Here is a 15,264-nt window from a genome sequence, read left to right on the forward strand (position 1 = left end):
ATAGCCCCCGCCGACCATGGACGGGTGGACGATTCAGGGCCGACGCTACGGTCGGTGTAGGGAGGTCCCGACCATGGTCGGCGGGGGTTTGTGAAACCGTCACGTACAAACCCGAACAGTGACTAACGCATCCATGAGCGTCGAGAAACAGGTACCGGGGACGAGACTGACGCTCGACCTGTGGCATCCGAACTGCTGGGCCATCGAGGCGACCGAACAGACGGGGGGCGGGGTGTTGGCGCACGCCATCTACAACTCGCCGGCGGCGAGCGGCGAGATGCCGTCGTCGGTCAACGGTCTGTTCACTGCCTTCGGCGAGACGGAGTCGGAAGTCGAGCGACTGCTGACGGCGATTAGCGAGTCGGACCGTGCGGGGGAACTGCAGGAACTGCAGGAGCGGTTCGGCCGCCAGCGGAACGCGCCGGGCAACGTCGTCCGGGAGTTCTTCCTGGAGTACGACCCGGACGACATGGTGTGCCCGACCCTGCTCGAACACGGCTTCGTCCACAGCGCCCCCGTCCGCATCGAGGACGGCCGCGAGGAGTGGCAGGTCTGCTTCGCCGACGAGCGCTCGAAGATAGAACCGGCCCTCGAAGGGGTGCGCGAACAGGCGGGCGCGGAGGTCAGCGTCGCCGCCATCACCACCTCGGAGTCGAACGCGTCCGAACGCGGCCAGCGTCGGGACTCGTTGACGGCCGCCCAGCGCAACGTCTTCGAACACGCCAGAGACTCGGGGTACTACGAGTGGCCACGAGAGACGTCCACGCGGGAGTTGGCCGAGGACCTCGACCTATCGAAGACGACGCTACTGGAGCACCTCCGGAAGGCCGAAGCGAAACTACTCGACCCGTAGTCACCGCCCGACGACGGCCCGCAGGGCGAACAGGGCGTTGGACTTGCGCTCTCTGATGCGCCGATAGAAGTACGAGAACCACTTCTCTCCATAGGGGATGTACTGGTACACCGTGACGTCGTCTGCGAGGTCGAACTGCGCGCGTTCCCGAACCCCGGTCAGCATCTGCACCTCGTAGGGCGTCCCGTACTCCGCGTGGAGGTCACGCGCGAGGCTAATCATCGCCGGGTCGTGACTCCCGACGGCGACCCCGTCGTCGAACTCGCGGAACATGAACTCCAGATACTCGCGGTACACCTCGTCGACGCGGGCCTTCTCGCGGTAAGCGATGTCGCCCGGTTCGTCGTAGGCCCCCTTGACGAGTCGGACCTTGCCCGGCAGGTCTGCGAGACGCCGCAGGTCCTCGCGGGTGCGCTTGAGGTTCGCCTGCACGCAGACGCCGACGTTCCCGTCCGTCTCGCAGGCGTGCCGCTCGAAGGCGTCCAGCGTCACGTCCGTCGTCGTGTGGTCCTCCATGTCTATCCAGACCAGACAGTCGGCGGCGTCGACGATGCGAGCGAGGTTCTCCTCGAACACTTCGTCACCGACGTCAAGTCCTATCTGACTCGGCTTGACGGAGATGCAGGCGTCGGTGTCCCGCGCTGCGAGCGCTCGCACGAGTTCGACGTACGCCTGCGTGTCCGCGTCCGCGTCCGCTCGGTCGTCGTAGTGTTCGCCCAGCAGATTCAGGATGCCGTGTACGCCGCGGTCGTTCAGGTCGTCGACGTGGTCCATCGCCGCCGACGCCGTCTCGCCCGCGACGAAGTTGCTGGCGATAGGTGGGAGCATGTACTGCCGAAAGTCCCATACCCACCTATAACGGCCCCCGACCAAATTTTTCACCAACACTGGGATGGATTCAACTGGCGAAATCGCGCCGTATCCCCGGGTAGCGCCGCGTCCCGTCCATGGTCGGGTCATCGTTAACGGGGGTCCTTGCGCCATGAGGCACATAGACATGGAGTCAGACGATTCCTCGAAGAAGCTCGACCGTCGAACAGTTCTCAGAGCGTCCGGCCTCGCCGGACTCGCCTCGTTGGCGGGGTGTGTCAGCACCACCGACGACGGGGGCGACGGTGACGGCGGTGACGGCGGCGGGAGCGACGGTGGCACCGACGGCGGTACCGACACGGAGGGCGATGGAGGTGGCGGCGACGGCGGCAGTGGCGGTCCCTACACCATCGGGATGATAAACTCCCTCACCGGGTCGCTGTCGGCGTTCGGTGAGCGGAACAAGCGCGGGAAGGAACTGGCCCTGCAGGCGGTCAACGAGGTTGGCATCGACGGGCGCGAGCTGGCCATCACAGTCGAGGACTCGGAGAGCGAGAATCAGGGCGGCGTCTCCGCGGCCCAGAAACTCGTCAATCAGGACGGGGTCCCCTTCCTCATCGGCGCGGTGGGGTCGGGCGTCTCGCTGGCCATCTACGAGAGCGTCGTGCAGGGCACCGACGTCGTCCAGTTGAGCCAGAACTCCACGGGCCTCTCGCTCACGGAGTTCCCCGGGTTGCTCCGGATGTCGCCGACGGGTCGGACCCAGTCGACGGCGCTGGCGAACATCATCGCCGAGGACGGCTACGACTCCGTCGCGCTGACCTTCGTCAACAACGACTACGGCCAGAGCCTCGCGGACGCCTTCGTCGAGGCGTGGGACGGCGAAATAGCGTACAACAACTCACACGACCAAGAACAGCAGTCCTACTCCAGCGTGGTCTCGGAGATGAACTCCTCGGGCGCGGAAGCGTGGCTGTTCGTCACCTATCAGGCGGAGTTCGCCACGATGGTCAACGAGGTGTACTCCAGCGGCTACGAGGCGCAGTTCTACGGCGCCGACTCCGTCTCCGGCGACAACGTCATCGAGAACACGCCGGAGGGGAGCATGGAGGGGATGAAAATCGTCGTCCCCTCTGCGCCCGTGGAGGAGGAGAACTACCAGCAGTTCGCGTCGTCCTTCGAGGAGGCCTACGGCGAGCAACCGACGGCGTGGTCTGCCTACGCCTACGACTGCGTGGTCACCGCGGCGCTCTCGATTCAGGCCGCCGACGAGTTCACCGGGGCGGCGCTCCAGGAGACTGTTCGCGACGTGACGCGGCCGGAGGGTGAGAAAGTCACGTCCTTCGAGGCCGCCAGTCAGATTCTCGCCGACGGTGGGAGCGCGAGCGACGTCGACTATCAGGGCGTCAGCGGCCCCATCGACCTCGACGAGAACGGGGACCCGGTCGGCTTCCTCCAGATTCTGACCGTCGAGGACCACGACTACGTCGGCACCGGATTCATCGAATCCTGAGCCGGGCCATGGTCTTCGACTATCTCGCAAGCGGTCTCGTGTTCAGCAGTATCATCGTGTTGGGTAGCATCGGCCTGTCGCTCATCTACAGCATCGCGGACTTCGCCAACTTCGCGCACGGGGACACGATGACCGTGGGCGCGTACGCGGCGTTCGTCACTTTCGGGGCCGTCGGCGGCCTCGGCGGTAGCGTCTTGGGCCTCCCGCTCGGTTTCTTCGTGGCCCTGGTGGCCGGTATCGCCGTCGCGGCGGTGGTCGCCGTACTCACGGAGAAAGTCGTGTACGAGGGGATGAACGCCGGGTCGATAGAACTCCTCATCACGTCCATCGGCATCGCGTTCATCTACCGCGCACTCATCCAGATAGGGTTCGGCGCGGACTTCACGCGCTACGAGGTCCAGACGCTACGGCCCATCGAGGCACTGCTCCCCTACGGGATTCGGGTCACCGAACACGACGTGGCCATCGTCGTCTCCGCAGTCGTCCTCGTCGGGGGTCTGCACGTGTTGCTACAGTACAGCGACCTCGGGCGGAAGATGCGCGCGATGGCCGACAATCCGGACCTCGCGCGGGTCAGCGGCATCCGCACCGACCGCGTGAAGCTCTGGACGTGGATAATCGGTGCCGGCCTCGCGGGGTCCGGCGGCGTCTTCCTCGGTCTCTACAACCAGTTGTCGCCCCGGATGGGCTTCAACCTCCTCTTGCTCATCTTCGCCGCCGTCATCCTCGGCGGCATCGGTTCCGTCTACGGGGCCATGCTCGGCGGGTTCCTCATCGGGATGATAAACCAGTTGACGCCCGTGCTGTCGGACATCGCGTTGCTGACCGACATGGGGGCGCTGTTGCCGCTGGTGCCCGACAGTTTCGGCATCACCATCGGCATCGAGTATGCCAACGCCATCGCGTTCGTCATCATGGTGGCCGTGTTGCTGATTCGACCGAACGGCATCGCCGGGGAGGCGGCCTGAGATGAGCGTCCTCACCGACCCGCGTGGGTACTGGGCGGACCTCACCACCGCGGAACGGGGGGTCGTCGGCTTCGTCCTCGCGTTCGCCGGCCTCCTGCTCGTGGGCCTGCTCACGGGGGCGCTCGCGCCGACGTACTTCCTCTACCTCGTCGGTCTGGCGGGGATGTACGCCCTGCTGTCGTTCGGCCTGAACTCCCAGTGGGGGTTCACCGGCCTCATCAACTTCAGCGTCGCCGCGTTCTTCGGCATCGGAGCCTACGGGACGGCGCTGATGAGTGCCAGCAACTCTCCCATCGCCGGGGACTTGCTGCCGGTCGTGGGCCTCGTCGTCGCGCTGGTCGTCGCGGGTGTGCTGGCGCTCGCCATCGGCATTCCGACCCTGCGTCTCCGGGCGGACTACCTCGCCATCGCCTCCCTCGGTCTGGCGGAAGTCGTCAGGCTCGTCGTTCTCAACGAACGGCAGGTCACCAACGGGAGCGCCGGTGTCCGGGGTATCCCCCCGTTCTTCGAGGGGTGGCCCGTGCTGGCGACGCTCCCCGAAACGATGCCGGGGCTGGTGATACGCCCACTCCCCGGGACGCGTATCGTACTGGAGACGCCGTTCTGGGGCGCGTTGCTGAACGTCGTCGTCGTGCTGGCGTTCGTCGGCGGCAGTTACGCCATCCTCCGGCGCGCCCACCGCTCGCCGTGGGGCCGCGTCCTGCGCACCATCCGGTCCGACGAGGACTTAGCCCGGGCGCTGGGGAAGAACACCTACGGCTTCAAGATGCAGTCGTTCGTCCTCGGGAGCCTCATCATGGCGCTCGCGGGCGTGTTCTACGCGCACCTGAACCTGTACGTGAGTCCCGGCGACCTCGACCCGGTGACGACGTTCTACGTCTGGGTCGCGGTCATCCTCGGCGGGAGCGGGTCGAACCGCGGGGCGCTGTTCGGCGGCGTCGTCATCGTCACCATCCGCGAGGGGACTCGTTTCCTCAGCGGTATCAGCGGGTTCGTGCTCGACCTCGGCGTCGTAGCCTTGCAGTTCGACTTGGGGTGGCTCTCCGAGAACGTCGCGCCGCTTCGCTTCCTGCTCATCGGCGTCCTCATCGTCGTCCTCATGCGGTATCGGCCGCAGGGCGTCCTCCCGCCGCAGCGCGAACTCATCTGGCCGAGCGTCGTCGACGAGGCCCCCGACAGGCCGGACAGGGGCGTCCGCGAGGCCAAGGCGGGTGGTGGCGATGACTGACGCCGACGCGGCGGCGGCAGACGCCACCGCGACTGACGTGGAGGCCGACGATGCGGCGGACGAAGACGTCGTGCTCCGCGTCGAGGACCTCCAGAAGTCCTTCGGTGCGCTGACCGCGACCGACCACGCCACCTTCGAGGTGGAGCGGGGTACCATCACGGGCCTCATCGGTCCCAACGGGGCCGGGAAGTCGACGCTGTTCAACCTCGTCTCGGGGTTCTACGAACCGGACGGGGGCCGCGTCGAAGTCAACGGCACGGAGGTCACGGGGATGGAACCGTACGAAATCGCCGACCACGGCCTCATCCGCACCTTCCAGACGCCGCGGAAGCTAGAGGGAATGACCGTGCGGGAAGCGATGCTCGTCGGGCCGCGGAAACAGCCCGGCGAGTCGTTCCTGAACCTGTTCTTCAGACCCGGCGAGGTCGGTGAGCGCGAGGGCGCGAACTTAGCGGAGGCCGAGCGCATCCTCGAGGAGTTCGAGATAGACCACCTCGCGACGCAACCGGCGACCAAGATATCGGGCGGCCAGATGAAACTCGTCGAGTTGGCCCGCGCGATGCTGGCCGAACCGGAACTGCTCTTGCTCGACGAACCGGCCGCCGGCGTCAATCCGACGCTGCGGAACAAACTGGCCGAGCAGATACGCCGCCTCAACGAGCAGGGGACGACGTTCCTGCTCATCGAACACGACATGGACTTCGTCATGAAACTCGCGGACCCGGTCATCGTATTGGACCAAGGGAGCGTCCTCATGGAGGGGACGCCGAGGGAGGTACAGTCCGACGAGCGCGTCATCGACGCCTACCTCGGAGGGAGTCCATGAGCGAGGACACCGTACTGGAACTGTCGGCCGTCGACAGCGGGTACGGCGAGGTGCAGGTGTTGGACGACCTCTCGCTCCACCTGAACGCCGACGAAATCGTCTGTCTCATCGGACCCAACGGGGCCGGGAAGTCGACGGTCCTCAAGACGGCGTTCGGGATGCTGACGCCGTGGGAGGGGTCGGTCACGTACCACGGGGACGAAATCGGCGGTTTGGCCCCCGAGGACATCGTCCGCGAGGGAATCGGCTACGTGCCCCAGACGGACAACGTCTTCGGGACGCTCACAATCGAGGAGAACCTGCGGATGGGCGGCGTCGCCCGAGAGAGCGGCCTCGACGAGGTCATCGACCGACTGTACGAGCGATTCCCCTTACTGGACGAGACGCGGAAGGCGAAGGCCAAGACGCTCTCGGGGGGGCAACGGCAGGTGCTCGCGTTCGCGCGGGCGTTGGTGATGGAACCCGACGTCCTCCTCATCGACGAACCGTCGGCCGGACTCGCCCCGAACACCGCCGACGAGGTGTTCGGCCACGTGCAGGCGGTCAACGACCTGGATACGGCCATCCTCATGGTCGAACAGAACGCGAAGAAAGGACTGGGCATCTCGGACCGTGGCTACGTCCTCGACCAAGGGACGGTCCGGTTCGAAGACACCGCCTCGGAACTGCTCGACAACGAGGACGTCTCGAAACTGTACCTGGGCGGGTAGGCTGAACGGGACGGGTGCTACTGGGGACGGTGGGGCGGACCCCGCCCGTATTCTCCGCACACGTCTGCACTCCCACCCCACCGCGTCGAGTGTTCTCGGACTGACCGGTCGGGCCGTCGCTCGGCCGGCGGCCGGCAGTCCCACCCCACCGCGTCGAGTGTTCTGCTTCATCCTCCGGGGGCGGGACGAGCGGTGCCGCGTCCGATACAGATTCCGCCGTCTAGCCGTTCGAAAGCGGACCATTGACGGTCACTCGATTCCACCTTCCGACCCCGCAGCGAGCGACGCGAGAACACTCGACGCGGTGGGGTGGATTCAGAGGTGTGAATCCCCTTCACTCGACGCAGTCGACACGGTGGTTTTATAAGCCGGTTGTCCATACGGTGGGGCAATGGCGAGGTTCACCCGCGACGAGGAAGTGTTCCGCGACGAGGACATGTTGCGGGAGGACTACCAGCCGGACTCTATCGCCGCGCGGGACGACGAACTGGCCGCTTACGAGAACGCGCTCCAACCGGTCATCAACGGCGCACAACCGCGCAACATCTTCCTCTACGGGAAGGCCGGCGTCGGGAAGACGGCGGTGACGCGGTTCCTGCTCTCGCACCTGAAACAGGACGTCGCCGAGTACGACGACGTCGACCTCTCGGTGTACTGGCTGAACTGCACGAACTTCTCCTCGTCGTATCAGGTCGCGGCGAACCTCGTGAACCTCCTCCGGCCCGCGAACCAGCAGATAAGCACGACAGGCTACCCCCAGCAGACCGTCTTCGACATGCTGTACGAGGAACTGGAGGACGTCGGCGGGACGGTCTTGCTCGTCCTGGACGAGATAGACCACATCGGCGAGGACGACGACATCCTCTACGAACTCCCGCGGGCCCGCTCGAACGGCTATCTCGACTCCGTCAAACCCGGTGTCATCGGCATCAGCAACGACTTCGGGTTCCGCGAGACGCTCTCGCCGAAGGTCAAGGACACGCTCTGCGAGGAGGAGATTCACTTCCCGCCGTATCAGGCCCCGGAACTGGAGTCGATACTGACACAGCGCGTCGACGGGGCCCTCCAAGAGGACGCCCTCTCGCCCGGCGTCCTCCAGTTGTGCGCGGCCATCGCCGCACAGGACACGGGGAGCGCGCGACAGGCACTCGACCTCCTCTACAAAGCGGGTGACATCGCCCGCACGCACGGGGACCCGCCGATTGTCGAGGAACACGTCCGTGAGGCGTCCCAAGAACTGGAGCGCGGCCAGATACGTCACGGGATGCGTGAGTTGACCCACCACGGCCACCTCACGCTCATCGCCACGCTCTCGCTGGCGTTCGAGGAGTCGATGCCCGCCCGCGTCCGCGAGATTTATCCGGTCTACCGGACGGTCGCCGACCAGTCGGGGACCGACCCGTTGGTCCGCCGGCGGATGCACGACCACCTCGCCGACCTCGCCATGGTCGGCATCCTCCAGCGGACGGTCCGCAACGAGGGGCGGGCCGGCGGGCAGTACCACGAGTACGAGTTCGACGTGCCACTGGACCTCGTGTGTGACGTGGTCCGGGAACTCGACGACATCGCCACGCCGAGCATCGTCGCCCGGCACATCTAGACGCTCTGATTCGTCCGGCCGTTCGCGTCGCACTCTCTGTCTCGGGGGACCCCTCCCCGACCAGAACATTCGACACGGTGGGGTGGGGGACCCCCGTAACTGCTTACTGTCCCGGTCTCCGGTGCGCGTAGCGTGCGCTGTCGAGTCCGACTGCAAGCCGCCGACACCCCCGTCCCATCGCTCCCACCCCACTCCCCACGAGAACACTCGACACGGTGGGGTGGGGGGCCTCGACCACCGGTCCGACCGTCCGAAGCGCACACTCCCCGACACACCTCGGTAGTGACGTAGAACTATCACCGTTGGCGGCGTACTTTCACGGTAGCGATGTACGACACAATCCTCGTCCCGACGGACGGGAGCGACCACGCGCTGAGAGCGGCGGAACACGGGGCGTACCTCGCCGAGGCCTTCGACGCGACGGTCCACCTCCTCACTGCGGTGGACCTCAACGCCGCCAGCGGTCCGTTCTCCGCCGGCGGCGTCGACGACGAGTTCGTGGCGCGCCTCGAATCGGGGGGCGAGTCGCTCCTCGACACGACGGCGGCCGCCGTCTCGGACGCGGACGTGACGCGGGCGGACGTGGTGACCGACCAGCCGTCGAGGGCGATTCTCGACTACGTCGAGGACCACGGCGTGGACCTCGTCGCCATGGGGACGCACGGACGGTCGGGTATCTCTCGCTTCCTCACCGGGAGCGTCGCGGAACACGTCCTGCGGCGGTCACCGGTCCCGGTCGTGACGGTCAGGGCGACCGACCGGAGTCAGGTTCAGGAGGGGTACGAGGAGATACTGGTGCCGACCGACGGGAGCGAACAGGCGGCCGCGGCCGTCGAACACGGCGTCGCCGTCGCCGAGCGAACGGGGGCGCGCGTCCACGCCGTCAGCGTCGTGAACCTCGGTGACCTCGCCACGGGGACGGAAATAGGCATCCCGCCGGGACTGCTCGAACAACTGGAGGAGACCGCCGAGGCGGCGGTCGGGGACGTCGCAGACGCCGCCCGCGAGGCCGGCGTCGAGGCGGTCACCGCCGTCGAGACCGGCTATCCGGGACAGGTGCTGCTGGACTACGTCGAGGACGTGGACGTCGACTTCGTCGCCATGGGGACGCACGGTCACACCGGTCTCGACAGGGTCTTACTCGGCAGCACCGCCGAGCGACTCGTCCGCCGGTCACCGGTCCCGGTGATGACGGTGCGCGCCGGTCAGGACTTATAATCTGTCCAACCGAACTGTCTGTCCATGGCGACAGACAACCCCGTGTCGATGGACGAGGAGTCGGTGGACGAGTTCCTCGGGAGGGGCGGGACCGGCGTGCTCTCGCTGTCGACGTCGGCGGAGACGCCTCCACACGCTGTCCCCGTCTCGTACGGCTACGACGGCGAGGACCAGACGTTCTACTTCCGCCTCGCCGTGGGACCGGAGAGTTCCAAGACGGAGTTGGACCACCGACCGGTCTCGTTCGTCGTCCACCGGCAGGAAGACGAGCGGTGGCACAGCGTCGTCGCCACCGGTCGACTGGAGGACATCGACGAGTCCGCGATTGCCACGGAGACGCTGGAGGGCCTCGATAGGGTCGAGATTCCGCTGATAGACATCTTCGAGGAACCGACGCGGGTGGTCGACTTCGAGTTCTACCGCCTCGTCCCCGAGAACCTGACCGGCCGCGTCGAGTCGCCGGGCCGGACCTAACCGGGCAACAGGAGGTTGACGGCGGCGACGACGAGGCCCGCGAGCGCCATCCGCGCCGCCGCGACGTACCACCGCTGGTCGGAGATAGACCCCATGTAGGCACCGAACGTACCGAGGATGGCGATGCCGAGAGCCACGGCGACGACCGCCGCCTCGGTCATCGTCAACAGCGCCCCCTCCAACAGGAACGGCGACAGCGGTATCAACACGCCGACGGTCGGCCCGAGACCGCTCATCGCCGCGTGCAGTAGCCGTGCGCCGCGTTGTTCGTGCTGGATGCGCGTGTCGTCCAAATCCGTGAGCATCGCCCGTTCGAGGCGGCGAATCTGCGCCCGCGTCTCGGCGCGCTCTATCTCCCAGACGCTCCAGACGGCCGAGGTCCCCAACCCGACGGCCGCTCCGAGGCCGATTTTCACGACCGTCACGCCGTCGGGCACGCCCGACAGCACCGCACCGATGACGACGCCGATGCAGGTCAGCGTCCCGTCGAACCCGTTGGAGATGAAGTAGCGCCGAGAGATGGCGAGGACGTCTTCCTTCCCGAGGAGGCGACCCAGTAACTCGCGGGCGGAGACCACGCTCTCACCCGTCCTGTGGGGTCGGCCGGTCCTCGACGACCCGGTCGCCGCAGGCCACTTGGTCGACGGAGTGGACGGTCCCGCCCAACCCTTCGATGGTCGTCTCGACGGCCTCGACGTCGAGTGCCGCGCCCTCGACGGTGACCTTGACGTTCTGGACCTCTTGGTCGAGTTCGACCAACGTGGTGGTCGCGGCCTCGACGCTCTCGGTCTCCGTGACGCGTTCGGTGAACGACAGCATCGGCGGTTCGTGGGGTTTCAACACGTCGACGACGAGGCGGCGGACTGGGGCCATGTCACTCACTCCGGACGGCCGGTACGTAAATCCGCGGCTCCTGTCAACGGCAAACACACTTGGTCCCGGGACGAGTCACTCCCGGTGTGGACCCGCCTGCACACGCACAGTCCGAGTCCGAGGTGTTCGATGCACTCGACACCGACACGGACGGTCTCACGGAGGCACAGGTCAGAGAGCGGCAGGCCGAACACGGCCCGAACGAAGTAGCCCGGGAGGCCGGCCGGTCGGCGCTGAGCATCCTCCTCGCACAGTTCCGGAGCGTCCTCATCTACGTCCTCGTCGTCGCGGCCGCCCTCTCTATCTGGGCGGGCCACGCCGTCGACGCCGTCCTCATCGCGGTCATCGTCGTCGCCAACGGCCTGTTCGGGTTCGTCCAAGACTATCGCGCCGAGGAGAGTCTCGCGGCGCTCCGCGAACTGACAGCGCCGACGGCGATGGTCCGACGAGACGGGGCCGCAACAGAGGTGAACGCCACCGAACTGGTGCCGGGCGACGTCCTCGAACTCACGGGCGGGGACGTGGTGCCGGCGGACTGTCGCCTCGTCGAGACGGTGGGACTCGAAATCGACGAGGCCGCGCTGACCGGCGAGAGCGCGCCCGTGGCGAAGGCCGCCGACGTCGTCGATGCGGACACGCCCCTCGCAGAGCGGACCTCGATGGCGTACAAGGGGACGAACGTCACCCGCGGCCGGGCCGTCGCCGTCGTCACCGCGACGGGGATGGACACTGAGGTCGGCGCAATCGCGCGGGAACTGGCCGGGACGGAGGCGACGGAGACGCCGTTGCAGGGCGAACTCGACTCGCTCGGGCGCACGCTCGGCCTCGGCGTGGTCGTCCTGGCCGCACTCGTCGTCCCGTTCCTCCTCTTTCAGGGGACGGACCTCTTTCAGGCCGCGCTGACGGCGGTGTCGCTCGCCGTCGCCGCCGTTCCGGAGGGACTGCCGGCCGTGGTGACGCTCACGCTGGCGCTCGGGGTCCGGCGGATGGCCGACGAGAACGCGCTGGTTCGGCGACTCCCGGCGGTCGAAGCGCTCGGCGGCGTGGACGTGGTGTGTACGGACAAGACGGGGACGCTCACCCGCGGCAAGATGACCGTCAGCAGGGTGTGGGTCAACGACAGCGTGGTCGACGTCGACGGCCGACCGGCGGACCGCGACAGAGTCCAACTGCTGTTGCGGGCCGCCGCGCTGTGTAGCGACGCGACGCCGGACGGTGAGGGGGGCGACCCAACGGAACAGGCCCTCGTCGACGCCGCCGAGGCGGCGGGCATCGACGTGGCGTCGCTCAGGGACGACCACCCGCGGACCGACGAGATACCGTTCTCCTCGGAGCGCAAGTGGATGGGGACGGTCCACGAGGAGCGCGCGTACCTCAAGGGCGCGCCGGAGGTCGTCCTCTCGAAGGCCGACCACGTCCTGACGCCGGACGGCCCGCAACCGCTCACCGACGAGGGCGCGGCCCGCGTCCGCGAACAGGTCCGCACCTTCGCCGACGACGCCCTCCGAGTGCTCGCGGTGGCCTACACCGAGGGTGACCTCGACGGGGACGGAGCGACCGACGAAGCCCTCGTCCTCGTCGGCCTCGCGGGCCTCATCGACCCGCCGCGGGAGGAGGTGGCCGACGCCATCGCGGCGACGGAGCGGGCGGGCATCGACGTGAAGATGGTGACCGGCGACAACGTCCGGACTGCCGCCGCCATCGCCGGGTCGCTGGGGATGCATACCGAGGTGATGGAGGGCCGTGAACTCGCCGGCATGGACGAGGAGACGCTCCGCCGCCGCGTCGAAGAGGTCGACGTCTTCGCCCGGACCGCCCCCGAACACAAGGTACGGATACTCCGGGCCTTGCAGGCCAACGGCCACCGGGTCGCCATGACCGGCGACGGCGTCAACGACGCCCCGGCGCTGAAACACGCGGACATCGGGGTCGCCATGGGGATTCGCGGGACGGACGTGGCGAAGCAGGCCAGCGACATCGTCCTGTTGGACGACAACTACGCGACTATCGAACGCGCAATCGAGCGGGGGCGGGCCATCTTCGACAACGTCTGGAAGTTCGTGGCGTACCTCCTCAGCGCCAACGTCGCCGAGGTGACCATCGTCTTCATCGCCTCGCTGTTCGGCTATCTGGTCTTGCCGGCGGTGCAGTTGCTGTGGATAAACCTCCTGACGGACGGCCTCCCGGCGGTGGCTCTCGGCGCGGACCCGTCCAGCGGCGACGTGATGGAGCGACCGCCGCGAGACCCGGACCGGGGCATCGTCGACCGGGGGATGTTCGGTCTGATGGCGGGCATGGGAACCGTCTCTACCGCGGTCATGCTGGGCCTACTGGTACTGACGCTCGACGGCGCGGCCTCGGTCACGCCCTACGCGATGACGATGGTGTTCACCGGGTTCGTCGCCATCGAGTTCGAGAAACTGTACGTCATTCGGTGGCTCAGGGAGACGCCGACGCTCTCGAACCCGTGGCTGGCGGCGGCCGTCGGCGTCTCTGCCCTGATGCAACTGGCGGTGTTGTACACGCCGCTGAACGAGTACTTCGGCACCGTGGCCCTCGAAGTGGGCGACTGGGGCCTCATCGGTGCCGTCGTCGCCGTCGCGTTCCCGGTCTACGTCGCCGTCGCGTACACCGTCGACCGCTGGTTCCTGACGCCCCGATAACCGTCTTCGACCGGCCCCGCGCTTTATCCTCTCGCCACGCCTACATCTCCAGTGGGCGAACGCTCGCCAGTCACCGTCAGCCATGTACGACCACATCCTCTTTCCGACGGACGGGAGCGACACGGCCGAATCGGTACTCGACTACGCACTCGACGTCGCGACGGCACACGACGCGACCCTGCACGTCCTCCACGTCGCCGACACGAACCGCGACAGCGTCACCGACGTTCGCGGGGAAATCGTGGACGTCCTCGAACGGGCCGGCGAGCGAATCGTCGCGGCGACGGCAGACCGGGTCAGAGAGCGCGGCGTCCCGGTCGAGACGGACGTGGTACAGGGCGACCCGTCGCGCACCATCGTCGAGTACGCAGAGCGGTACGGGATAGACCTCGTGTTGATGCCGACCCACGGCCGTCGGGGTATCGAAAGGGTGTTGCTGGGGAGCGTCACCGAACGCGTCCTCAACGCCGCGCCGGTGCCCGTCCTCGTCGTGAACCCGGCGGAGGACGCGGACTACCGGTACCCCTGCGAGAACCTACTGGTGCCGACGGACGGCAGTCCCGCCGCCCGGCGTGCGCTCGCGGAGGGTATCGACATCGCGGCGGCGACGGGGGCGACCCTGCACGTCCTCCACGTCGTCGAGACGGGGGCGCTCGGCCCGGACGCTCGCTCCGTGGTGAAAGACACGCAACTCGAAGACCACGCGGGCGAGACGCTCGACGCGGCCGTCGAACTCGCCGAATCGTCGCTGGACTCGGTGGTCGGGTCACTCGAGTACGGAACGGCGCACCGACAGATTCGGGAGTACGTCGAACGGGAGGGCGTCGACCTCCTCGTCCTCGGGACGCAGGGGCGGACCAACTTCAGTTGGTACGCCCTCGGCGGCGTCAGTTCGAAACTCGTCCGCTCCTCGCCCGTTCCGCTCGTGATGACGCGGGAACCCGAGGACTGACTGGCCGGGCGGCGTCAGGCCAGTCCGCCGAGCAAGGTACCGACGACGAAGGCGACGGCCGCCGCGAGTAACCCGACGGCCAGCATCTCGCCCCCCGCGAGCGGCCACTCCCGGTCGGTGACGACGCTCCGACTCGCGCCGATGGCGAAGAAGGCCACTGCCGTCGCCACCACGGACACCTGAAACGTCGAGACGCCGCCGAAGGGGTCGGTGAGGACGAGGGCCAGTACGTAGGGTAACAGCGGCATCCATCCGGCGAAGACGAACGCGAGGAACGTCGTCAGAGCCGTCCACGACGGGGGTTTGGCGTTCGTGGCGGTGCCCGTCTGTGCGGCCTCGTAATCTATCGCCGACCGCTGACTGAGGAAGTTGCTCATCCCCATGGAGAAGCCGTCGGCGAAGAGGTTCGCGAAGCCGAGGATGAGGACGATACCCGGGTCGAGCGCCGCCCCCGCGACGCCGGCGACGATGGCGAACGTCGTGATGATGCCGTCGTTGGCGCCGTAGACCACCTCCGCGATGTAGCCGCCGGCGTCCTCGACGCCGCCGTCGAGTAACTCAGTCAACATGTGACTC

Annotated in this window: 15 protein-coding genes; 11 read left to right on the forward strand and 4 right to left on the reverse strand. The window is 67.3% G+C overall.

Features of this window, described 5'->3' with window-relative positions; genetic code table 11:
- Window positions 1-133: 133 nt before the first annotated feature.
- Window positions 134-853, forward strand: coding sequence for a helix-turn-helix domain-containing protein (locus Hhyl6_RS16330; protein WP_483740317.1), 720 nt, complete (start codon window positions 134-136; stop codon window positions 851-853).
- On the opposite strand, the gene Hhyl6_RS16335 is transcribed toward Hhyl6_RS16330, so the two are convergent.
- On the reverse strand, window positions 854-1,681 hold the full coding sequence (locus Hhyl6_RS16335) for a proline dehydrogenase family protein (RefSeq protein WP_483740318.1): 828 nt from the start codon (window positions 1,679-1,681) through the stop codon (window positions 854-856).
- Between the two features lie 169 nt (window positions 1,682-1,850).
- On the opposite strand from Hhyl6_RS16335, the gene Hhyl6_RS16340 reads away from it, so the two are divergent.
- From Hhyl6_RS16340 to Hhyl6_RS16375, 8 genes are all read left to right on the forward strand, one after another.
- A complete protein-coding gene (locus Hhyl6_RS16340) occupies window positions 1,851-3,176 on the forward strand; it encodes an ABC transporter substrate-binding protein (protein WP_483740319.1) in 1,326 nt (441 codons plus the stop codon).
- A gap of 8 nt (window positions 3,177-3,184) precedes the next feature.
- On the forward strand, window positions 3,185-4,144 hold the full coding sequence (locus Hhyl6_RS16345) for a branched-chain amino acid ABC transporter permease (protein WP_483740320.1): 960 nt from the start codon (window positions 3,185-3,187) through the stop codon (window positions 4,142-4,144).
- A gap of 1 nt (window position 4,145) precedes the next feature.
- Window positions 4,146-5,372 carry a branched-chain amino acid ABC transporter permease gene (locus Hhyl6_RS16350; RefSeq protein WP_483740321.1) on the forward strand — a complete coding sequence of 409 codons (1,227 nt, stop codon included), beginning with the start codon at window positions 4,146-4,148 and terminating at the stop codon, window positions 5,370-5,372.
- Window positions 5,365-6,198 (forward strand): ABC transporter ATP-binding protein, encoded by an 834-nt coding sequence (locus Hhyl6_RS16355; RefSeq protein ID WP_483740322.1) that lies wholly within the window; start codon window positions 5,365-5,367, stop codon window positions 6,196-6,198. The genes Hhyl6_RS16350 and Hhyl6_RS16355 overlap by 8 nt, the downstream gene beginning before the upstream one ends.
- The gene (locus Hhyl6_RS16360) at window positions 6,195-6,908 is read left to right on the forward strand and encodes an ABC transporter ATP-binding protein (RefSeq protein ID WP_483740323.1); all 714 of its coding nucleotides are present in this window, start codon (window positions 6,195-6,197) and stop codon (window positions 6,906-6,908) included. The genes Hhyl6_RS16355 and Hhyl6_RS16360 overlap by 4 nt, the downstream gene beginning before the upstream one ends.
- Before the next feature lie 391 nt (window positions 6,909-7,299).
- On the forward strand, window positions 7,300-8,508 hold the full coding sequence (locus Hhyl6_RS16365) for an orc1/cdc6 family replication initiation protein (protein WP_483740324.1): 1,209 nt from the start codon (window positions 7,300-7,302) through the stop codon (window positions 8,506-8,508).
- Window positions 8,509-8,835: 327 nt separating this feature from the next.
- Window positions 8,836-9,726, forward strand: a complete 891-nt coding sequence (locus Hhyl6_RS16370; RefSeq protein ID WP_483740325.1) for a universal stress protein — start codon at window positions 8,836-8,838, stop codon at window positions 9,724-9,726.
- Window positions 9,727-9,750: 24 nt separating this feature from the next.
- Window positions 9,751-10,200 carry a pyridoxamine 5'-phosphate oxidase family protein gene (locus tag Hhyl6_RS16375; RefSeq protein ID WP_483740326.1) on the forward strand — a complete coding sequence of 150 codons (450 nt, stop codon included), beginning with the start codon at window positions 9,751-9,753 and terminating at the stop codon, window positions 10,198-10,200.
- Here Hhyl6_RS16375 and Hhyl6_RS16380 read toward each other — a convergent pair.
- Window positions 10,197-10,778, reverse strand: coding sequence for a VIT1/CCC1 transporter family protein (locus Hhyl6_RS16380; RefSeq protein ID WP_483740327.1), 582 nt, complete (start codon window positions 10,776-10,778; stop codon window positions 10,197-10,199). The two genes, Hhyl6_RS16375 and Hhyl6_RS16380, sit on opposite strands and share 4 nt — an antisense overlap.
- Window positions 10,779-10,782: 4 nt before the next feature.
- Window positions 10,783-11,073: a DUF211 domain-containing protein gene (locus Hhyl6_RS16385; RefSeq protein ID WP_483740328.1), complete on the reverse strand. Its 291-nt coding sequence runs from the start codon at window positions 11,071-11,073 to the stop codon at window positions 10,783-10,785.
- A gap of 86 nt (window positions 11,074-11,159) precedes the next feature.
- On the opposite strand from Hhyl6_RS16385, the gene Hhyl6_RS16390 reads away from it, so the two are divergent.
- Together Hhyl6_RS16390 and Hhyl6_RS16395 are read left to right on the forward strand one after the other, a co-directional pair.
- Window positions 11,160-13,736, forward strand: coding sequence for a cation-translocating P-type ATPase (locus Hhyl6_RS16390; RefSeq protein ID WP_483740329.1), 2,577 nt, complete (start codon window positions 11,160-11,162; stop codon window positions 13,734-13,736).
- An 82-nt stretch (window positions 13,737-13,818) separates the two neighbouring features.
- Entirely contained in the window at window positions 13,819-14,688 is an 870-nt protein-coding gene (locus tag Hhyl6_RS16395) for a universal stress protein (RefSeq protein ID WP_483740330.1), read from the forward strand.
- 14 nt (window positions 14,689-14,702) lie between these two features.
- Here Hhyl6_RS16395 and Hhyl6_RS16400 read toward each other — a convergent pair whose 3' ends face one another.
- On the reverse strand, window positions 14,703-15,257 hold the full coding sequence (locus tag Hhyl6_RS16400) for a VIT1/CCC1 transporter family protein (protein ID WP_483740331.1): 555 nt from the start codon (window positions 15,255-15,257) through the stop codon (window positions 14,703-14,705).
- Window positions 15,258-15,264 lie beyond the last annotated feature (7 nt).

This window comes from Haloarcula sp. H-hyl6 (genome assembly GCF_056934455.1).